Raw genomic sequence first — 21,033 nt, forward strand, 5'->3', positions numbered from 1 at the left:
ACCGGGTCATGCTTTTAATTCTGACTGTCAGACAATCGAAAATGGAGTATCAGAAGGACACGGCTTCTGCGTTTGGATTGCAGAGTGTCTGACTGATTTCGTTGGCCGGCCGTGCGGGTCCGTAGAAAAAGCCCTGCACCTGGTGGCAGCCGAGGCTTCGCAGGTATTCCAGCTGCTCGTCGGTTTCCACGCCCTCAGCCACGATCTCCAGCTTCAGGCCGTGGGCCATCGCCACAATGGCGTTAACGATACAGGCGCCGTCCTCTCCGCCTCGGATGGCCTTGACGAAAGACTGGTCCACCTTGAGGGTGTGGATAGGCAGCCTGTGGAGGTAGTTCAGGGAGGAATATCCGGTGCCGAAATCGTCAATGGCGATGCGTACACCGAGGGTGGCAAGTTCACGCAGCTTCTGGCTGATCTGCTCCAGGTCGTTCATGATCACGTTTTCCGTGATCTCGATTTCGAGGTTCTTCGCCGGAAAGCCGTGTGCCGTGACTCGCTGCATGAGCGTTTCCACGAAGCGGGGATGCTCCACCTGGACCGGGGAAAGGTTGACGGCCAGCCGCAGATCCGGATTGCCCTCGCGTATCCATTGGCCGACATCCTTGCAGGCCTGGTCCATGACATGCTCACTGACCTGGCTGATCAGCCGGGTTTCTTCTGCCAGTGGCAGGAAATCCCGCGGATAGAGCAGGCCGCGCTCCGGGTGCTGCCAGCGAACCAGCGCTTCGAGTCCGACAACCCGGTTGGTGGTCGAGCAGACCTGGGGCTGGTAGAACACCTTCAGTTCATTGCGTTCCAGGGCCAGTCGCAGATCGCGCTCGAGGTTGAGCCTGTGAACACTGTCAATGCTCATGCTTTCGGAGAAGAAACGGTAACCGTCCTTGCCACGTGCTTTGACATGGTACATCGCGATGTCGGCATTCTGGATCAGCTGATCCATGCTTTCACCCGCCTCCGGGTAAATGGCAATGCCAATGCTGACACCCACGAAGACTTCGTGTTCACCCAGTTGGAACGGCGCGCGCAGAGCCTTGATCAGTTTCTTGGAGATCTGCCGGGCGTCATCGTGGCTGTGGATCGAGGGCAGTAACAGCGTGAATTCATCCCCACCAAACCGGGAGAGGGTATCGCCTTTGCGTATGCATTTTTCGAGACGCTGGGTGACCGCCTGCAGCAGGCGATCGCCCATCGCATGGCCGAGGGTGTCGTTGATGACCTTGAAGCGGTCAAGGTCCAGAAACATGACGGCCAGTTTCTGGTGGTTTCGGCGAGCATGGGTGATCGCCAGTTCCAGCCGGTCCTTGAACAGAGCCCGGTTCGGAAGCCGGGTCAGAAGGTCGTGGTAGGCCTGGAAGTTGATAAAGGCTTCCGCTTCTTTCCGCTCGGTTACGTCTCTGGCCGTACCGTAGTAGCGGGCGGTCTTGCCATTGGTTCGTCCCCGGGTATCCTGGCTTTGGGGCCAGGTCTGAGGATCGATGGGGAACGCGGTGATTTCAAAGTGCCGGGTCGCTCGACGGCTGCCACGGGTTTTCAGGCGGACTTCCAGTGTTCGCGGATTGTCCGCCGTAATATTCGGGCCCTTCAGAGCATAGGTACCCCTTGCCACGTCCCGATCGTCCAGTATGTGCCGGAAATGATGCCCGCACAGTTCCGAGGGCTGGTAGCCGAGAAGGGCCTCCACTTTGCTGTTGACGAAACAGAAGTGGCCATCCTCGTCGAGCATGAAGACAATGTCCGGGGAGCTGTTGACGATATATCGGTGCAGGGCCTCGGACTTTTCGAGGCGCATCTGTACGTGTTCGTGGGCCTTCAGCAGTGACTGTTTGCCAATCACACTGCTGACGGTCGTCAGGAGTTCATCCGGATCAAAGGGCTTCCGGATATAGTCCAGTGCCCCCCGCCGCAATGCCCGGCTGACGGCGGCAAAGGAACTTTCGCCACTGACAACGATGGTGCCGCAATCCGGCTGTTTGTCGCTGAGGTAGGCCATCACGTCGAAGCCGTCCACTTCCGGCATTCGTAGATCCAGCAGGGCGAGATCAAAAGACATCTGATCGATGATTGAGCAGGCGTGCCGCCCGCCGGCCGCTTCGGTCACTTCGTAGCCCTCGCCACGGAGCAGGGTGGCCAGGCTGTTGAGCAGGCGAGGTTCGTCATCGACAACGAGTAACCTTGCCGGAAATCCGTGACTGCTTGTAAGACCAGTATGTTCAGGTGTCATCGGTCTGCGTCCATTGTTTCGTCGTCAGTCTTCTTCGTTCTTATTGTCACTCGCGGCCGGGAACAGGATTCGGAACGTCGTGCCATCCGCCCCTGTCCGACAAGCGATGATGCCCTCCATGTCATCAACGAGTTGCTTCACAATGCTCAGGCCCAAACCGCTGTGGCCCTCTCCCTTTGTGGTTTTTACCGGTGAAAACAGTTGTTTCCCCACTGCTTCCGGGATGCCGGGACCGGTATCCGAAATTTCCAGCTCTACCCAGGTACGCTGATTCTGCCATACCGGGGCCGAGGTGCCGATTGTCACCTTGCCCCCTGATTCCGGCAAGGCTTCCACGGCGTTGCGGACCAGATTGATGACGACCTGCCTCACCGCCGAAGCATGCCCGGCAATCTGTGTCGAGTTTCTGGCCAGCCTTAGCTCCAGTTGTCGCTCCTCCAAGCTGAACAGCGTATCACCCAGAATCCGGTCCAGACTCTCGATTTCACCGTTCAGTGAGACGGGTTCGGCCGAGTCTTGAAGGGATCCGGACTGGCTCATCTGAACCAACAGATCACCGGCGCGATCCAACTCTTCCCGAATGATATCCAGCTCCTGCTGAACGTCCGAGTCGGCGAGGCGGTTGCGAAGCTGGTGTATGTACTGGCGAATGATGGTCAGCGGATTGCTGACCTCGTGTACCTGTTTACGAAGTTGGTCGCGATGAATCTGATCCCGCAGGGTCTCCTCCAGCGTTGGACCGGTCAGGGAGAGTCGGCTCTCCAGCGTCTGGCCGACCTGTCGGGTAAACAGCCGGGCAAGCTCCAGAGTGGTCGCCTGATGCGATTCGTCGGTGCCAAGTGCGAAAATGCCCGGACACTCTTTGCCGGCGTTGACGGGGATGGCCAGCAACGAAGGCGCGTGCAGAAGGGACATGAGCTGGCGGTCCAGCACCGTAGGCGTACGCCCCTCCAGACTGACAGGCTCGCCCAGATGAAATGCCTCGGTCAGAACGCTGCCGCCGGGCTTGGCGGAGATGGCCAGTTCAGGCAGTTCGCCGATGGTACCGGATAACAGCACCAGCAGCTCTTCCGAATGACCAAAACAGAGTGCCGGGCAGCCTGTTACCAGAGTCAGGCTGTTGACCGTTTCGGCGAGCACGTCGTCTGGCTCGGCGCTGAGATCGGCCATACTGAGGGCCTGGCTGGCGATTGCTTCGCGCAAAATGGTCTGTTTAAGCTTGAGCGTTGCACTGTCACCGTTGTAACTTGCATCCGTGGGGATGCCGAGCGAAGCTGCAACTCCGGAGACTTCGTGACCAATGCGCCGGCTGATTTCGCGGGTCAGCTCTTCGTTCAGTCCCAGAATAGTACTGGCGGCGGATACCCCGCTGGCATCGGAGAGCGCCAGCCGGGTTGAGAGGCTGATAATCTTTACCAGATGGCCGGCGTCACGCAGTTCCGAGGGCAGCGCCTGCTGATAGCGCATGGCGTCCGCGGCCATTGGGCCCAGCCCCCAGGCGGTCGCAAGATCGGCAGCGATGTCCGCCTGGTGGGTAAAATAATGCTGCTTGGCTTCGGCGGTGGGCGTTTTGATGGCAATCAGCTCGCCGATGTTGTGGATCATCCCCAGCAGAAAGGCTTCATCAGGGTCTGGGTAGCTGGTGAGTGTCGCGAGGGCCCGTGCCGTAAGTGCCGTCGTCAGGGAGTGGCGCCAGAAATCCCGAAGCTGTTGCCACTCATCGGCGCCGAGCTCGAAGAGCAGTTGCCGCAGGGCTGCGGTCAGGACCAGTGTGTGGAAGCGGCGGGTTCCCAATCGGAGCAGCGCCTGGTCAACGGAGCGAATGTGAGTGGCGGGCCCGTAAAGCGCGGAGTTTGCGAGTGCAAGGATGCGGGCAACGAGTGCCGTATCTGAAGAAACAATATCGCTGATGGTTCGATAATTGGCGTCGTCATGGCAGGCCTCAAGCGCCCGCAGGGTAACCTCCGGGAGACTCGGTAGCTGTAGATCGGTTGCTATATTCATAGACCCGCCAAACCCTGAACGTCGAATCCTGACGCTTTGTTCATTCTTATAGTCCAATGGAGCTTAGACAATAATCGCAGATTATTAAACGGTTATTGATGCTTTTTTAAGCAGTGTATTATCTGTTCTGTGATATGTGTAGAATTTTTACAGGTTAAGCTTATATGCTTCGTTTATCCAGGGATGTGACCTGCTCAGATGACACTCGGTAAGCACAATTCGCACCAGACCCGCACCATCGTGATCACCGGTGGCAAAGGCGGAGTCGGCAAAACATCGGTGGCTTTGAATCTTGCGCTGACACTGGCGCGTCAGGGTAAACGTGTTTTGTTACTGGATGGCGACACCGATCTGGCCAACGTCAGTATCATGATCGGCCTGTACCCGAGGCAAACGCTCGCGAATGTGATCACCGGTGAATGTCGCCTGGAAGACACCTTGCTGGAAGCGGATCACGGTCTGCATATTGTGCCGGGCGCGTCCGGGGTCCAGGAGTGCCTGGATATGACCCCCCAGGACAGCATGCGTCTGCTTCGTGGGCTGGGGCAGCTCGAAAAGCGTTACGATTATGTCATAACAGACACTCCGGCAGGGTTGCAGGCAGCGTCGTTACATATGATTGCGGCCGCAGAACTGGCCTGCGTGGTGGTGACGCCGGATCCGGCGTCACTCACCGATGCGTTTTCTCTGATCAAGGTGCTCAAGAGGCGCGGCTACCGGCGGCGACCAAGCATCCTGGTGAATATGGCCCAGGGGGCAAGCCAGGCCCGATCGGTATTCCAGCGTCTGGATTCTGCGGCCCAGAGACACCTCGGGGACGGGCTTCATTATCTCGGAGCGGTCTGGCGCGATGAAACGCTCAGGCAGTCCGTACTCAACCAGCATCCGGTTGCATTGCTTCCGGCCTCCGATCCCTCGTGCCGACAATTCCATACCCTCGTGGACATGCTCGATGTGAGGCTGGCCCAGTTGCCGCCCAGAAAGGCCGGCCTGGCCGCCTACTGGCATTCGGTCAGTCGGCGCCAGAGCGCCGGGAAAACGGGTGAAAAAGCGGCTGAGGCCCCTTCGGCGGCGCCGGTGCCTGCCCGCGATCGGTGTCAAAAGGCGATTACTGAACTCGAATCGGCGTTGAACGAATCAGCCGGCGATCCGATGCTTCGTTATGACGCATTCAACCGCCTGTTTGCACTACTGGGGCGCACGCTCGACGCCGATGCCATCGAAATCATCCAGACCGGTCTGGCGGCGATGCCCTGGGAAACACTAGAGCCTGAGCGGCGTCTTCAGCTGGCTGAGCATTTGCGACATCTTGCCGAGCAGGTGGTACCGCGGGCCGATCGCAGCCTGCGTCCGGTAGACAGCGTGGCTAATGATGAGCCGGTTTACGATCGGGTCAGTTTTGGCGAGCAGGACCGTCTGGTGAGGGTCCTGAAAGAGCAGCCTGCTGACATTTCCCTGGATCAGCTGCTGCGCTCGCTCTCCCTCAAGGATCGGAACGGCTCCTGAGAGTCGAAGGGTTAATTTTCTGTATTTGCAGTTTTGTATCGTAATTTTGCAGTGTGTCACCACTCTGTCACGAGAATTGTGCAAGTATTGAGCACATCCAAGTTCATCGTGGCCCGCAATATGCAACGTCTCTGGTGACACCCGGATGCCCCCGGTTCTGACAGAGAAGGAGTTCTCCCATGGCAACATCGCAAGATACCCCCGCCGCACCAGCTTCTCAGGTGCTTGAAACACTTCGCGGCAAACAGGTCCTGGTTACCGGGACGACCGGCTTCCTTGGCAAAGTTGTGCTTGAGAAGCTGATGCGCGCAGTGCCGGACATTGGCGGTATTCATCTGCTGATACGTGGGAACAAGCGGCATCCGGATGCTCGCACCCGTTTTATGAACGAAATCGTAACCTCGTCCGTGTTCGAGCGTATGCGCGAAGAGGATCTGGAGGGATTCGAGGCGTTTGTTGAGGAGAAAGTGCATTGTGTCACCGGTGAAGTGACCGAGCCGGCATTCGGTCTGACCGAAAAGGCGTTTGGCGCCTTGGCGGATCAGCTCGATGCGGTCATCAACTCGGCGGCGAGTGTCAATTTCCGCGAAGAGCTGGACAAGGCTCTGGCCATTAATACCCTGTGTCTCGACAACATCGCTGAGCTGGCGCGTCAGAATGACCGGTTGGCGGTTGTCCAGGTCTCCACCTGCTATGTGAACGGGATGAACTCCGGTCAGGTATCGGAATCGATCATCAAGCCGGCCGGTGAATCGATACCTCAGAATCCGGAAGGTTATTATGAAACCTCGGACCTGATCCGACTGTTGCAGGACAAGATTGCCGATGTTCGGGCCCGATACTCCGGCAAAGCACTGGAGAAAAAGCTGGTAGAGCTGGGTATTCGTGAAGCCAACCGCTACGGCTGGAGCGACACCTACACGTTCACCAAATGGCTCGGCGAGCAACTTCTGATGGGGGCCCTGAGCGGGCGTGCGTTGACAATTCTGCGTCCGTCCATCATCGAGAGTGCCCTTGAAGAGCCTGCGCCCGGCTGGATTGAAGGCGTAAAGGTCGCTGATGCCATCATCCTCGCCTACGCCCGCGAGAAAGTGACCATCTTCCCGGGCAAGCGGTCCGGCATCATCGATGTCATTCCTGTGGACCTGGTCGCCAACTCGATCATTCTGTCGGTATCCGAGGCGCTTGCCGAGGCACCGGCGCATCGCATCTACCAGTGTTGCAGCGGGAGTTCCAATCCGGTCTCGCTTGGCGAGTTCATTGATCACCTGCTTGCGGAAGCAAAAGCCAATTACGCCAGCTACGATCAGCTGTTCTACCGTCAGCCGAGCAAGCCGTTCGTGGCCATCAACCGGAAGCTGTTCGATACATTGGTGAGCGGTGTTCGGATCCCTCTGAGCGTGACCGATCGGGTTCTGAAAATGCTTGGCCATAGCCGCGAGCTGAAAATACTGAGAAACCTTGATACGACCCGTTCGCTGGCCACCATCTTCGGTTTCTACACGGCGCCGGATTATATTTTCCGGAACGACGGACTGATTGCCCTGTCGGGCCGAATGGGCGAGCTGGATCAGATGTTGTTCCCGGTGGATGCCCGGCAGGTTGACTGGTCGACCTACCTCCGCAAGATCCACCTGGCGGGTCTGAACCGATATGCTTTGAAGGAGCGCAAACTCCATAGTCTTCGTGGCCGCGGGACCCAGAAAAAAGCGGCCTGAATCCTTCCGGGCTGGCCCTCGTGGCCAGCCCTTCCTCCCTTGCGAATCCCCGCGTCCAAACTATGCTTGTTTATGCGTTAGTTGTCTGATTTTTCCGTCTGTTTCTTGCAGTTTGTCGTCTGTTTGCGGTCAAAAGTGCTGGCACATTAGGACGTTAGTCTAATTCAATGAGTGGTGACACACGTGTTGAACTACCACTATCCGTCGTCAGGGCTGGAGAGGCCCGATCGCTCTGTTTCCAAATACCGACAATGACAACAGACTCTAACTGAAAGGGGGAGCACAATGACGCATAAGCAGGTATATCCGGTAGCACCGGACGTCGCCAAACGGGCGCTGGTCACTCGTGAACAATACGAGGAAATGTACCGGCAATCCGTGGAAGACCCGGATACCTTCTGGGGTGAGCACGGCAAGCGGATTGACTGGATCAAGCCGTTCACCAAGGTCAAGAACACGACGTACGACTACAACAATCTTTCCATCAAGTGGTTCGAAGATGGTGTTTTGAACGCTTCAGCCAACTGTCTTGACCGTCATCTGAAGGATCGCGGTGACCAGACCGCAATCATCTTCGAAGGTGATGAGCCCTCGGAATCCCGGACTGTCACCTATCGCGAGCTCTACGAAGAAACCTGTAAGTTCGCCAACGTCCTGAAGGGACTGGGTGTCAAAAAGGGTGATGTCGTCACCATCTACATGCCGATGATCGTTGAGACCGCCGTTGCCATGTTGGCGTGTGCGCGGATCGGCGCGATCCATTCGGTTGTGTTCGGTGGCTTTTCTCCGGAAGCGCTGGCCGCGAGAATCGTCAACGGCAAATCACGTTATGTGATTACGGCGGATGAGGGTGTTCGTGGTGGTCGCACCATTCCCCTCAAGAAAAACGTGGATTCAGCGCTCAAGCACGAAGACTCCGCCAACGTCGACAAGGTTGTGGTGGTTACCCGCACAGGTAATGACCAGGTACCCTGGAACGACGGCCGGGACGAGCGTTACGAAGATCTGATGAAGTCTGCCTCTGCCGAGTGCGAACCCGAGCCGATGAACGCGGAAGATCCGCTGTTCATGCTGTACACCTCCGGCTCTACCGGTACTCCCAAAGGTGTGCTTCACACCACCGGTGGGTATATGGTCTATACCTCGATGACCCACCAGTACGTGTTTGATTATCATGATGGCGATGTCTACTGGTGTACCGCCGACTTCGGCTGGGTAACGGGCCACAGCTACATCCTTTACGGTCCGCTGGCCAATGGTGCGGTCACGCTGCTGTTCGAAGGTGTGCCCAACTATCCGGACAGCTCCCGCATGGGACAGGTTGTCGATAAGCATAACGTGAACATTCTGTATACTGCGCCGACCGCCATCCGCGCCCTGATGGCTCAGGGTGACCACGTTATGGACGGCACTACCCGTGAGAGCCTGCGGGTTCTTGGCTCCGTGGGTGAGCCCATCAACCCGGAAGCATGGGAGTGGTACCACCGGGTGATCGGCAACAGCAAGTGTCCCATTGTGGACACCTGGTGGCAGACCGAGACCGGTGGCATCCTGATTTCTCCGTTGCCCGGTGCGGTGGACTTGAAGCCGGGTTCGGCCACTCTGCCGTTCTTCGGTGTCCAGCCGGCGCTGGTGGATAACGATGGCAACATCCTGGAAGGCAAGACCGAGGGTAACCTGGTTATCCTGGACAGCTGGCCTGGCCAGATGCGCACCATCTACGGCGACCATGAGCGTTTCGCGCAGACCTACTTCAGCACTTACAAGGGCATGTACTTTACCGGCGACGGGGCCCGTCGGGACGAGGACGGCTATTACTGGATTACCGGCCGGGTCGACGACGTACTGAACGTGTCCGGCCACCGTCTGGGTACGGCCGAGGTCGAGAGTGCCCTGGTCGCCCACGACAAGGTGGCTGAAGCTGCGGTTGTGGGTTATCCGCACGATATCAAGGGGCAGGGCATCTATGTCTATGTCACCCTGGTACAGGGCGAGGAGCCCAGTGATGAGCTCAAGAAAGAGTTGGTTCAGTGGGTCCGTAAGGAGATTGGCCCGATTGCCTCGCCGGACGTGATCCAGTGGGCGCCTGGACTGCCGAAGACCCGTTCTGGCAAGATTATGCGCCGGATTTTGCGTAAGATTGCTGCCAACGAGCACGATCAGCTGGGAGATACGTCCACTCTGGCTGATCCGGGAGTTGTCGATGAGCTGATCAGCAGTCGGGTGTTCAAGTAACGCCGGCTGGTCGGCCAGTAACCTGTGAGGAATCTGTTGAATGACACAAACAATTATCGTCGCTGATGATCACCCGCTGTTTCGTGCAGCATTGAAGCAGGCGGTCAGTCAGGCGGTGCCGGATGCTGAAACGGTCGAAGTTGACAGCATCAAATCACTGCAAGCGGCGGTGGAGTCCCATCCGGATGCAGATCTGGTTCTCCTGGATCTCAATATGCCGGGTGCCCACGGCTTCTCCGGGCTCGTGTTCATGCGCGGGCAATATCCCGGGCTGCCCGTTGTGGTTGTGTCAGGTTCCGAGGAATTGCAGGTGATGCGTCGCTCGATCGACTACGGCGCATCCGGCTTTATTCCCAAGTCGGCGCCACTGCCCACGATTACAGAGGCTATTCAGGCAGTCCTGGAAGGGGATGTCTGGCTGCCGGATGGGGTGGCTGAGAAGATCGAGCGAATGCAATCCGAAGCGACGGATTTCTCTGAACGGCTGGCGTCCCTGACGCCGCAGCAGTTCCGGGTGCTTGGCATGCTGGCCGAGGGGCTTCTGAACAAACAGATCGCCTATGATCTGGACGTGTCGGAAGCAACCATCAAGGCGCACATCACAGCCGTGTTCCGAAAGCTTGGAGTTCGCAATCGGACCCAGGCGGTGATTGCGATTCAGCAGATGGAGATTGACCCGTCGGATCAGTCGCTTTCGGGCAGTTGACGAACCATTGATTGATGGACGCGAAAAAGGAGCCTTCGGGCTCCTTTTTTTTGGTTCCGGCTCCGGGTATCTCCCTTTAAATATGGAACGAGTGTACCGATCGTGAACACTGGTAATGAAAAATACATCTTCATGCCGTTGTTATAGGCGTTTTCATGATGTATTTTCAGCTCACAAGTGTACGCCCAAAAATGAAATGGCGTTGAAGCGATCGATCGGACAAAGGTGAGAAATGAACGCAATCGCAAGGCCGGACTCGGCAAGCGACCCGGTATTTGGTAAACCGGACGAACGGGAACTCAGGGATCGTATGAAGCGGGATTTGCCTGCGGATACGTTCAAGGCGCAGACCTGGCGTGTGGTCTGGTTTCTTCCCATGCAGTTGATTAACTGGGGAGGCATCGCGGCCATTCTGGTTCTGGATTTGCCCTGGTATGCGAATATGGGGCTGGCGCTGTTGGTTGGGCATACCCTCGGTTGCCAGGGATTGCTGGCTCACGAAGTGCTGCACGGCGCACTCGGCATGAGCCGTCGATGGCAGAACCTGTTTGGTTGGCTGGGATTCGGTCCGTTTCTCGTGCCGCCCGAGTTCTGGCGGAAGTGGCACAACGTGGTACACCACGGCAACACCAATGCCGGGGACGTGGATCCTGACAGCTTCGGAACATTGCGTCGCTACCGGACGGATCCGAAGCAGAAAAAGTTCACACGGCTCGCGCCCGGCGGAGGTGCCTGGTACAGCTACCTGTTTCTGACCTATTCGTTTACCTTCCATGCCCAACTGGTGCTGTGGTTCCAGGCGAGGCGACGGAAACAGTTCAAAGGGTTTGATCGCAAGAAGGCCATCCGTCAGTCGGTTGTCTGTCTTGCCCTGTGGGTGGCACTGGCGGTGATTTCAGGCCCGCTCGCTGTGTTTACGGTGATTGTTCCGTTCATGGCGGCCAACGCCCTGGCCCAGGCCTATATCCTCACCAATCACTTTCTCCGGCCGCAGACGCCAACCAACAATCCCCTGGACAATTCCATGAGCCTGCGAACGCTTCCGGTTCTGGACCGGCTGCATTTCCGCTTCAGCCATCATGTGGAGCATCACTTCTTTCCCAAGATGCCTTCGACCATGGCGCCCAGGGTGAGGCAGTGGCTGGAAACCCACGAAGGGGACCGTTACATGGCGATGCCTCACGGCAGGGCGCTCGCCATGCTCTATTCCACGCCCAGGGTCTACAAGACGCCAACACAACTGGTGGATCCCAACAATCCGCAGCGGGTTTTTGACCTCCTGCCGCTGCAGGCTGAGTACGCTGCTTCCAATCGGTGAGCCCTTGCCGGCAGCGACTAGCTGCCGGCGTAGCCCAGCTTCTTGTTCACCAGGTTGAACAGGTCCCGACCGGAGTGCCAGAGGTCGAAGTTCTCGAGGAACTGATCGGTCAGGGCCCGTTTCCAGCCGATGAAATCACCGGCCATGTGCGCGGTCATGATCACGTTGTCCCTGTCCCAGAGCGGATGATCTTCCGGCAGCGGCTCTTCCTCGAACACATCAAGGGCGGCGCCGGCAATTTCTTTCGCATCGAGGGCGGCGATCAGGTCGTCGGTTTTGACGATGGGGCCGCGGCCGATATTGATCAGGCGCGCGCTGGTTCGCATGGCCTTGAAGGCCCGCTGGTCGAACAGTCCCTCGGTCTGCGGGGTCAACGGGGCGGCGATGACGACGTAATCAAAGTGTTCCAGTTGCTGGAACAGCTGGTTGTTGCCATGAACCGCCACGAAATCCGGGTCATCGTGCCGGGGCGTCCTGGCGATGCCGTGGGGATGGAGCCCGATAGCGCTGGTCAGGCGGGCAATCTGACGGCCGATGGAGCCGGCGCCGACCACCAGCACCTGTTTTCCTTCCGCGCGCTCGGTGTCCCTGTGTTTCCATTCGTGCCGCTCCTGCAGTCGGACGGAATTGGGAAAGTCCTTGGCGAACATCAGGATGGTACAGAGTACATACTCGGCGATGGTTCGGTCGAAGATGCCGCGCGCATTGGTGACGACCACATCACTGTCGATCAGTGCCGGAAACATAAGTGCATCCACCCCTGCGCTGGTGGCATGAATCCACTGCAACCGATCGGCAGCCGGCCAGGCAGCCTCGAACGCCTCGGTGCGAAAGTCGGTCACCATCATTACGTCGGTTCCGGGCAGTGTCTGCCGAAGCGTTTCTTCGTCGCACGCAAACCGGACTTCCGCCCTTGCCCTGACTGCATCCATGCCCGGGGGTTCCTGTTCGCCGGGTGCAGTCAAAACCGTGATCACTGGTTGGTTCTGCTGAGTCATTGGGCCTCCGCCTGGTTATCCGTGAGTGAAGCGCGTCCTGATGGATGCAACATTTATGTATACCAGTCTGGTTGCCGCCGGTGAGTCGGTCAACCTGGGCAAATTTCGGGCCCGCCATGGCGGGGATTGAGGCCGTACTTCTACCTACCAGATGTTTGGGGTGTTTTGCCTTGTATGGCCTGTTGTTCCTGACTAACCTGCATGAGTAGACATTTTTTCATATCCCGTTGCCAGGAGGTGGTTATGGCAGAAGCGCCCAACAGAGAAACCGGTCAGGCCAAGCCGCGCAAGGTGAAGTATCGTAAGGCAAAGGCCAGTTTTAACCCTGCCATGCAGGCGATTCCGGTTTCGGGAATCCGTCGACTCGTGAATATGGCGTCGTCGATGAAAGACGTCATCCACCTGTCCATTGGTCAACCGGATCTGCCAACGCCCAAGCACATCATCGACGCTTACGTGGATGCTTTGAATGCGGGGCAGACGGGATACACGATGGATGCGGGTCTGCCGGAACTGTTGGTTGCTCTGCGGGACTATTACGGGCGCCGCTACAACCGAAAGCTCACCCGTGACAACATCCTCATCACCAGTGGTGCCACCGAGGCGATGTATCTGGCGCTGTCTGCCACTGCGGCGCCCGGCCGGCAGTTCATCGTGACCGACCCCTCTTTCCTTCTTTATGCGCCGCTGATACGGATGAACGGCGGCGAAGTGAAATACGTGCCCACTCGTGCGGAGAACAACCACCAGCTGGATCCGGACGAGGTAATCCGGGCCATGGGGTCCCGTACTTTCGCGCTGGTTCTGAACAACCCCAATAACCCCACCGGGGCTGTGTATCCGCGCAGCACCGTCGAAACGATCCTGTCCGAGTGCGCCTATCGCGGGATTCAGGTCTACGCCGATGAAGTCTACGACCATCTGATCTTTGACGACGATGACTTCGCCAGCGTCCTGAACTGTTCCATGGACCTGGACAACATCATGTGCATCAGCAGCTTCTCCAAGACCTACAGCATGGCCGGTCTCCGTGTCGGATGGGTGATTTCAAGCCAGGCGGCGATCAAATCCCTTCGCCGTTACCATATGTTCACCACGTCCGTTGCCAATACGCCCGCGCAGTTTGCCGGTGTTGCGGCGCTGACCGGCGACCAGCAGTGCGTCACCGACATGGTGGATATCTATCGCGAGCGTCGGGACAAGACGGTCGAGTTGATCGAACAGACGCCCTACATGACCGGGTACAAGCCGGGCGGTGCGTTTTTCGCGTTCCCGGACCTGCCGCCTCATGTGGATGGGTCGGACCTGGCGTTGCGGATGCTCAAGGAGACAGGGGTCTGCGTGGTTCCCGGGGATGCCTTCGGTGAAGCCTGCACCAATGCGCTGCGCATCAGCTTTTCCACAACCTGTGAAAAGCTCGATCAGGCATTCGACCGGATTATCCCCTGGATGGCCAAACAACAGTTCTGAGGTGCATGGTGTCGGCGCTGGAATCCGTACTTGTCCAATGTCCCTACTGCTGGGAAACACTGGATGTCAGTGTCGACCCTTCCGTTGCGGATCAGGAGTATGTCGAGGACTGCCAGGTGTGTTGTCAACCGATCCTGATTCACGTGACCTTTGATGAGACACTGACTCCCCATGTGGAAGCCCGGGCTGAAAACGAGTGATTTCGGGCCTTCTCTCAGTCTTTTAATCTCAATGCAGTTGCCCCGGCCATGGCAGAGGCGCAGGATATAGGCATCCCAGGAAGGAGCTTCTGATGAAAATCCAATGCCGGCCAGTGTTCTGGCTGATGATCACGGCCGTGGCGTTGCTGGCCTCCGGTTGTGCCAGCATGTCACCTTATTCGATCTCCGAAGCGGAGTTGGAGCAGCACCTCAAGGGCGTTGTGGCCGACTATGACCGGGAGCAACTGCAAAGCGGTTCTCCGCTGAGTCTGAGTCTTGATGACGCCGATATCACCCTTGGCCCGGACGGGCGCAACGTGGCGGTGATCGACGTGCGAGGCCAGATTGCACTCAATGCCCTCATGGCGAAACTGCCAGTGGATATTGCCCTGAAAGTGGAGGGCGCTCCCTATTACGACAGCAAGGAAAAGGCGATCTATATCCGTCGGCTCCAGTTGCTGGAGAGCAGTATCGATTCGCCGTTCTTCAAGGGTGATCTGGCGCCAGTCACCGACACGGTTATGCGGGTTGTGGCGCAGATGCTCGAAACCATGCCGGTCTATCGTCTTGACGAGACCAAGCTGGCGCAACGAATGTTCGGTATGGTCCCGATGGATGTTCGTGTGGCTCCCGGGCGGCTGGAATTTGTCATGGCGGACAAGTAACGGCGAAGCCGTTCAAGGATTAAAAAAAGGCGGCCTCTCAGGCCGCCTTTGTCAGTCTCCCAGACGTTTACAGATGGCATCGCCAATCTCGCGGGTCCCCCGCTGAGTGCCGGCATTTTCCGCAAGATCCGCGGCCACGGCATCGAATAACTCCTTGGCGGCAGAGGCGAGGGTCGGATCTTTACGACTCAGCCAGTCCAGCATCCGCGCGGTGGTGAACAGCATGGCGGTCGGGTCAGCAAGACCCTGGCCGGCGATGTCCGGAGCGCTGCCATGGGTTGGTTCGAACATGGACGGCATATCCGGATCGGTCGGGTTCAGGTTGCACGAAGGTGCCACCCCCATTCCACCTGAAAGCACCGCGGCCAGATCGGTGAGAATGTCGCCCTGGAGGTTGCTGGCCACCACGACATCGAACGCCCAGGGACTCTGGACGAATTTCATGCACGCTGCATCCACGAGTTCATGATGGGTGGCCACATCCGGATACTCTTCCGCGATTTCCTCGAAGACCTCGGTATACATATCGCCCCAGTAGCGCAGGGCGTTGCGCTTGGTAATGACACAGACCTGGCTCTCCCGGGTGCTGCCGTCCAGGGTTCGGAAACTGCGTGTGTTACCTTCCTTGGCCCGTTGTTCCGCCCGGCGGCGGGCCTGCTCGAAACCGTAACGAATGATGCGATCCGTTGCCTTGCGGGTAAAAACCTCCATTTGTGTTGCCACTTCATCGGGGGTTCCTTTCCGCAGTCGACCGCCCTGACTGACATACTCGCCTTCGCTGTTTTCGCGGATCACCAGCATGTCGATGTCTTTGGCGCGTTCATCCGCCAGATACTGCCGGGCGCCGGGAAGGAGTCGGGCCGGGCGCTCACACACCCACTGGTCGAAGTTCTTGCGCATGTCGAGCAGCGGTGCCAGCGAGATGCTGTCCGGTAACAGGTAGCGGCCAGGGTCGTCCACCGGTCCCGGATCGCCCAGCGCACCGAGCAGGATGGCATCGTACTGCTGCAATTGCTCAAGCGCGTCTGCCGGCCAGGATTCACCATGCTCCTCATGCCAGGCGTGAGAGGGCCACGGGAAGCGTTTCCATTCCAGTGCCAGTCCGTGCTTTGATCGCAGAACTTCAAGGCAACGCACAGACTCCGCCACCACTTCCGGGCCGATACCGTCGCCGGGGGTCACGGCAATGCGGGTTGGTTGCACCATTCCGGAGACTCCTTTTTAGATTGGGTGCGTATAAACAACAAAATCAGTGTAGTCACGTGGCGCGGGGTTGCCACCGTTTGACATCGTTTGACGCATACGTGGTTTTACCAAGGAGGGGGCTGCCGTTATAGTGGGGTAAAAATGAATGCCAGATGCCATAATTTCGTCTCGCGAGAGACTGCTGGAGTTGAAGTGAACCAACCTGCTGTATTGTTTGACGAATCCCACTGTGATCAATGTGCCTGCGGGGAAGGGTTGGATTTTTCCTTCAGCTTTGCCTTCCAGCCGATCGTCGATGCGGTCAACAAAACCGTGTTTGCCCATGAGGCGCTGGTTCGGGGGCCTGAAGGCGAGGGGGCCATGTCGGTTCTTTCCCGGGTCAACGAGAAAAACCGGTATTCCTTCGATCAGATCTGCCGGGTGAAGGCCGTCAAGCTGGCATCGCGGCTCGGGATGGAGTCGATGCTGAGTATCAACTTCATGCCCAATGCGGTCTATCAGGCCGAGTATTGCATCCGGACGACGCTGGCCGCCGCCAAGACCTACAATTTTGATACCCGTAAAATCATCTTTGAACTCACAGAGAATGAGAATCTGTCCTCCGTCGAACACCTCGTGTCGATTATCGAGGCCTATCAGGAGATGGGGTTCAGCACTGCCATTGACGACTTTGGTGCGGGCTATTCCCGCTATAAAATCATGATGGCCAGTCCTCCGGACTTGCTGAAACTTGATATGGGACTTGTCCGCAATGTCCACGAAGAGCCGAATAAGCAGGCGGTAGTCGCCGGCATCATCAGCATGATGGAACGGCTGGGCGGTCGAATCATCGCCGAGGGCGTGGAAACCAAGGAAGAGTATTTCTGGCTGCGCTCACAGGGAATCGATCTCTATCAGGGGTTCCTGTTCGCCAAACCGGGCTTTGAAACACTGCCCGACGTGAACTTTCCAGACTGAATGACCTAACCATCACCAATTTCGGGGCCTCACGTGTTATACCGGATTATTACAGTCATCGGAGCACTGGTCTTTGTGGTGGCGCTGTTCGCGCTGATCTGGTTTTTCTGTCGGAAATTCCTGGAACACCACGGCGTGACGGATCAGGTGTCTGACCGGGCCACGGTTCTGGCCACATGGACGTTTGCGGGTGTGAGCGTGGGCCTTGTATTCGTCGTGGTCGGCGCATTTGTGCTTGGCCCCTGGGCGTTCTACCGCACGCTCCGGGGGCATGGCGTGAATATTTCCGACGCCGCCGCCATCTGGTGGGGCTTCGGGATCGTACTCGCCTCCCTGAGCCTAACTGCCGCCGGCTTCTTCGGTTTTCTGGTTGCTGTCGGAGCCTACTAACTCACCGCCTTGAGCTGATCCCGGAACCACACCAGCGCCGGTTCCTTCTCATAGGGTTTGTGCCAGTAGAGATGCACATCCAGTGCAGGCAGGTCTGCGGGTGGGTCCATGATCTCGATACCAGACCGTTCCGCAATAATACGGGCGTAGGTTTCCGGCATGGTCAGCAGCAGGTTGGTGTCCTCGACCACCCTGCACGCCGCGAAGTAATGCTGACACCGGAGGCGGATGTTGCGGCGAACCCCCAGCCGGGACAGCTCGAAATCCTCGATGCCCGGTCCTTCCGTGCGCGACGACACCAATACGTGCTTTGCTGCCAGATAATCCGCCATGTTGAGGCCATTCTGGATCAGGGGGTGCTCCCGTCTTGCCAGAACCACCAGGCGATCCCGGCGCAGGAGTTCATGACTGGTCTGGTTACTGACCGGCAGCAGCACATCGACCGCAAAATCGAGCTTGCCGGCCGCCAGTTGGGTTTCCATATCCCGACGGGGAATGCGCTGGGAGACAATTTCGAGTTCGGGATAGCCGTTCAGTCTTTCCATCAGGCGTGGCAGGAACGTCGATTCGAGGACATCCCGCAAACCCAGGGAATAGGTTTTCCGGTGAGTGGCAGGATCAAAGGCATGAAACTGATTCACGGCGCTTTGTATCTGCGTCAGCCCCGGCCTCATTGATTCCAGGAACCGGCGAGCCAGGGGCGTGGGCACCATCTGATTGCCCTGCCGGGTGAACAGCGGGTCGTTAAAGTGTTCCCGAAGCCTGGAGAGCGAGTGGCTCACGGCCGGTTGGGTGAGATGCAATGCCTTTGCCGCACGGGTCAGACTGCCCTCCCGGTAAATGGTGTCGAACACGTGCAGAAGATTCAGGTCCAGGCGATTCAGAGCCATAATCAAGATCCGTTTACCAAATAAGCCCACGTAATGATAAAGGATAAGAATAATTCAGTCGCGTAATAGTTTGCTCAACCCTAGACTGAAATCATCGCGCGAACGAACGCGCTGGTGATTTCCGAGTGAACGAGGATCAGTCAATGGATTTCAACATTTCCGACAAGGGTCAGGATTACCTCAACCGTGTGAAGCAGTTCATGAAGGAGGAGATCTATCCTGTCGAAGAGCAGTACCACAAAGAACTGGCTGCTCAGGACGACCGATGGGTAGTACTGCCGATCATCCGGGAACTGAAAGAAAAGGCGAAGGCCCAGGGCCTCTGGAACATGTTCTTTCCCGACGACAAGTACGGATGCGGCCTGCTCAACTCCGACTATGCCCTGATTGCTGAAGAAACCGGTCGCAGTTTCATTGCCCCGGAAATCTTCAACTGCAATGCCCCGGACACCGGCAATATGGAAGTGTTGATCCACTATGGCTCAGAGGAGCAGAAGGCAGAATGGCTTCCCCGACTGCTCAGTGGTGAGATCCGCTCGGCTTTCTGCATGACCGAACCGGGCGTTGCGTCCTCCGACGCGACGAACATGGAAGCGACGGCTGTCGTTGACGGTGACGAAGTGGTCCTGAACGGGCGCAAATGGTGGAGCACCGGCATCGGTCATCCCGATTGCAAGGTCGGTATCTTCATGGGCCTGACAGATCCGGATGCCCACAAACATCGCCGCCATTCCATGGTGTTGGTGCCGCTGGACAGCCCGGGTGTGAAAATCGAACGGATGCTGCCGGTATTTGGGGCCTACGATGAGCCGTACGGTCACGGTGAGGTAGTCTTCGATAATGTCCGGCTCCCCAAGAGTGCGTTCATCGCAGGCCCTGGCCGAGGGTTTGAAATTGCCCAGGGACGCCTGGGCCCGGGACGTGTTCACCACTGCATGCGAGCCATTGGCGCCGCCGAGCGTACCCTGGAGTTGCTGATCAATCGTGCAACCACGCGGGAAGCGTTTGGTCGTCCTATCGCCAAGCTGGGCGGCAACCCGGACATCATCGCCAATGCCCGGATGGCCATTGAGCAGGCGCGGCTTCTGACCCTCAAGTGTGCCTGGGCGCTGGATACCAAAGGCATTATGGGGGCCTTGCAGGAGGTATCGATGATCAAGGCGGTGGTGCCGTCGATGTTGCAGAAGATCGTCGATGATGCAATCCAGATCCACGGCGGCGCCGGTGTCAGCGATGATGACTTCGCACTGACCCAGTTGTTTGCCTATGCTCGGGTGTTGCGACTGGCGGATGGACCGGACGAAGTTCATCGGGCTATGGTGGCTCGGCTGGAGCTTCGGAAGTATAAATCCTGAGCCGAGTTACAGGCAGGTAGTCTGGTGCCGGGGAGTAGGTGGGATACAGGATCTGAAACACGCTCCTTCGGCACGTCCGTGTGACGCTTGGGCTCCGCCATCCATGGCTCCGCACAGTTTCAGAAAGCGTAGCCCACCTGCTCCCTCCAACGCTTGGAGCTGGATTCTCTGAAAGATTACTGGAGGGTCTGGGAGTTGCTTCCGGGTTGGCCTGCCAAAACTGTGCGGAGCCATGGATGGCGGAGCCCAAGCGCCCATGGATGGCCGAAGGAGCGGGTTTTGGCAGGCCAACCCGGAAGCAGCTCTTACTCCGTATCAAAAAGAACACAAACTCCAAACTTAATGGAGAGGAACAACGATGACACAGAGAATTTTTATCACGGGCGGCGCCTCTGGCCTCGGCCGGGCCATTGCATTGCGTTACGCCAAAGAGGGCGCGCGGGTCTGTATCGGGGATATCAGCCCGGAGCAGGGCGTTGCTGTTGAACAGGAGATCAACAACGCCGGTGGTGAAGGCTATTTTGTCGAATGCGACGTACGCCGTCTGACCGACTTCGAGAAGGTCCGGGACGACCTGGCCCAGAAGTGGGGCGGTGTGGACGTGGTTGTGAACAACGCTGGCGTGGCGTCGGCAGGCTCCATCGAAGATACCACCATGGCCGACTGGGAATGGATTCTGGATATCAACGTGCTGGGCGTCGTGCGTGGCTGTAAGGCCTTTACGCCACTGTTCAAGCAGCAGGGCGCCGGTGCCTTCGTGAACATTGCTTCCATGGCCGGCCTGATGCTGGCACCGTTGATGGACAGCTACAACGTATCCAAGGCAGGTGTGATTGCCCTGTCCGAAACCATCAGCCAGGAACTCAGGGACTCCGGCATCCACGTCAGCTGCGTATGCCCAGCCTTCTTCCAGACCAACCTGACAAGTACCATGCGGTCGGATATTCCCGGCATCCAGCAGAACGTCAACAAACTCATGAAACGTTCCAGCATCACCGCCGACGACGTTGCCGAGGACATTTTTCGGAGCGTGAAAGACAAGAGCTTCTGGGTACTGCCGCACGCCAAAGAACGACGCATGTGGGTTCTCAAACGCCATGCACCCTGGGCGTTTGACTGGCTGATGCATCAGGAAAGCAAGCGCTGGATGAGCAAGATGGGTGGCAAGGCCAACGCCTGACTGGCCCTGAC

The 21,033-nt window shown here is 57.8% G+C and carries 17 protein-coding genes; 12 read left to right on the forward strand and 5 right to left on the reverse strand.

What is annotated here, in order from left to right:
• Positions 1–49 precede the first annotated feature (49 nt).
• Both MSNKSG1_RS01435 and MSNKSG1_RS01440 read right to left on the reverse strand, forming a co-directional pair.
• Entirely contained in the window at positions 50–2,224 is a 2,175-nt protein-coding gene (locus MSNKSG1_RS01435) for an EAL domain-containing response regulator (RefSeq protein WP_008937451.1), read from the reverse strand.
• Between the two features lie 24 nt (positions 2,225–2,248).
• The gene (locus MSNKSG1_RS01440) at positions 2,249–4,228 is read right to left on the reverse strand and encodes an HDOD domain-containing protein (protein WP_008937452.1); all 1,980 of its coding nucleotides are present in this window, start codon (positions 4,226–4,228) and stop codon (positions 2,249–2,251) included.
• 198 nt (positions 4,229–4,426) lie between these two features.
• Here MSNKSG1_RS01440 and MSNKSG1_RS01445 point away from each other — a divergent pair, with 198 nt between their 5' ends.
• The 5 genes from MSNKSG1_RS01445 to MSNKSG1_RS01465 all read left to right on the forward strand — a co-directional run bounded on the left by MSNKSG1_RS01445 (position 4,427) and on the right by MSNKSG1_RS01465 (position 11,711).
• Positions 4,427–5,734: an AAA family ATPase gene (locus tag MSNKSG1_RS01445; protein ID WP_008937453.1), complete on the forward strand. Its 1,308-nt coding sequence runs from the start codon at positions 4,427–4,429 to the stop codon at positions 5,732–5,734.
• 179 nt (positions 5,735–5,913) lie between these two features.
• Positions 5,914–7,452 carry a fatty acyl-CoA reductase gene (locus MSNKSG1_RS01450; protein ID WP_008937454.1) on the forward strand — a complete coding sequence of 513 codons (1,539 nt, stop codon included), beginning with the start codon at positions 5,914–5,916 and terminating at the stop codon, positions 7,450–7,452.
• Positions 7,453–7,737: 285 nt separating this feature from the next.
• The gene (gene acs / locus MSNKSG1_RS01455) at positions 7,738–9,687 is read left to right on the forward strand and encodes an acetate--CoA ligase (RefSeq protein WP_008937455.1); all 1,950 of its coding nucleotides are present in this window, start codon (positions 7,738–7,740) and stop codon (positions 9,685–9,687) included.
• Between the two features lie 40 nt (positions 9,688–9,727).
• Positions 9,728–10,393 (forward strand): response regulator transcription factor, encoded by a 666-nt coding sequence (locus MSNKSG1_RS01460; protein WP_008937456.1) that lies wholly within the window; start codon positions 9,728–9,730, stop codon positions 10,391–10,393.
• A 232-nt stretch (positions 10,394–10,625) separates the two neighbouring features.
• Positions 10,626–11,711, forward strand: a complete 1,086-nt coding sequence (locus tag MSNKSG1_RS01465; RefSeq protein WP_008937457.1) for a fatty acid desaturase family protein — start codon at positions 10,626–10,628, stop codon at positions 11,709–11,711.
• A 17-nt stretch (positions 11,712–11,728) separates the two neighbouring features.
• On the opposite strand, the gene MSNKSG1_RS01470 is transcribed toward MSNKSG1_RS01465, so the two are convergent.
• Entirely contained in the window at positions 11,729–12,709 is a 981-nt protein-coding gene (locus MSNKSG1_RS01470; RefSeq protein ID WP_008937458.1) for a D-2-hydroxyacid dehydrogenase, read from the reverse strand.
• Positions 12,710–12,952: 243 nt separating this feature from the next.
• Here MSNKSG1_RS01470 and MSNKSG1_RS01475 point away from each other — a divergent pair, with 243 nt between their 5' ends.
• The 3 genes from MSNKSG1_RS01475 to MSNKSG1_RS01485 all read left to right on the forward strand — a co-directional run bounded on the left by MSNKSG1_RS01475 (position 12,953) and on the right by MSNKSG1_RS01485 (position 15,044).
• The gene (locus MSNKSG1_RS01475) at positions 12,953–14,179 is read left to right on the forward strand and encodes a pyridoxal phosphate-dependent aminotransferase (protein ID WP_008937459.1); all 1,227 of its coding nucleotides are present in this window, start codon (positions 12,953–12,955) and stop codon (positions 14,177–14,179) included.
• 5 nt (positions 14,180–14,184) lie between these two features.
• Positions 14,185–14,379 carry a CPXCG motif-containing cysteine-rich protein gene (locus tag MSNKSG1_RS01480; protein ID WP_008937460.1) on the forward strand — a complete coding sequence of 65 codons (195 nt, stop codon included), beginning with the start codon at positions 14,185–14,187 and terminating at the stop codon, positions 14,377–14,379.
• A 92-nt stretch (positions 14,380–14,471) separates the two neighbouring features.
• Positions 14,472–15,044: a DUF1439 domain-containing protein gene (locus MSNKSG1_RS01485; protein WP_008937461.1), complete on the forward strand. Its 573-nt coding sequence runs from the start codon at positions 14,472–14,474 to the stop codon at positions 15,042–15,044.
• Positions 15,045–15,095: 51 nt separating this feature from the next.
• Here the strand turns inward: MSNKSG1_RS01485 and MSNKSG1_RS01490 are convergent, their stop codons facing one another.
• Complete coding sequence (locus tag MSNKSG1_RS01490) at positions 15,096–16,250, reverse strand: isocitrate/isopropylmalate dehydrogenase family protein (RefSeq protein WP_008937462.1); 1,155 nt, start codon at positions 16,248–16,250, stop codon at positions 15,096–15,098.
• 192 nt (positions 16,251–16,442) lie between these two features.
• Here MSNKSG1_RS01490 and MSNKSG1_RS01495 point away from each other — a divergent pair, with 192 nt between their 5' ends.
• Positions 16,443–17,207, forward strand: coding sequence for an EAL domain-containing protein (locus MSNKSG1_RS01495; RefSeq protein ID WP_008937463.1), 765 nt, complete (start codon positions 16,443–16,445; stop codon positions 17,205–17,207).
• A gap of 33 nt (positions 17,208–17,240) precedes the next feature.
• The gene (locus tag MSNKSG1_RS01500) at positions 17,241–17,597 is read left to right on the forward strand and encodes a hypothetical protein (protein WP_040886516.1); all 357 of its coding nucleotides are present in this window, start codon (positions 17,241–17,243) and stop codon (positions 17,595–17,597) included.
• Here the strand turns inward: MSNKSG1_RS01500 and MSNKSG1_RS01505 are convergent.
• A complete protein-coding gene (locus tag MSNKSG1_RS01505; protein ID WP_008937465.1) occupies positions 17,594–18,487 on the reverse strand; it encodes a LysR family transcriptional regulator in 894 nt (297 codons plus the stop codon). The genes MSNKSG1_RS01500 and MSNKSG1_RS01505 overlap by 4 nt on opposite strands.
• A gap of 143 nt (positions 18,488–18,630) precedes the next feature.
• Between MSNKSG1_RS01505 and MSNKSG1_RS01510 the strand changes: the two genes are divergently transcribed.
• Both MSNKSG1_RS01510 and MSNKSG1_RS01515 read left to right on the forward strand, forming a co-directional pair.
• The gene (locus tag MSNKSG1_RS01510; RefSeq protein ID WP_008937466.1) at positions 18,631–19,842 is read left to right on the forward strand and encodes an acyl-CoA dehydrogenase family protein; all 1,212 of its coding nucleotides are present in this window, start codon (positions 18,631–18,633) and stop codon (positions 19,840–19,842) included.
• Positions 19,843–20,200: 358 nt separating this feature from the next.
• Positions 20,201–21,022 (forward strand): SDR family oxidoreductase, encoded by an 822-nt coding sequence (locus tag MSNKSG1_RS01515; RefSeq protein WP_008937467.1) that lies wholly within the window; start codon positions 20,201–20,203, stop codon positions 21,020–21,022.
• The last annotated feature ends 11 nt before the right edge of the window (positions 21,023–21,033 follow it).

Source organism: Marinobacter santoriniensis NKSG1, assembly GCF_000347775.1.
GTDB lineage: Bacteria > Pseudomonadota > Gammaproteobacteria > Pseudomonadales > Oleiphilaceae > Marinobacter > Marinobacter santoriniensis.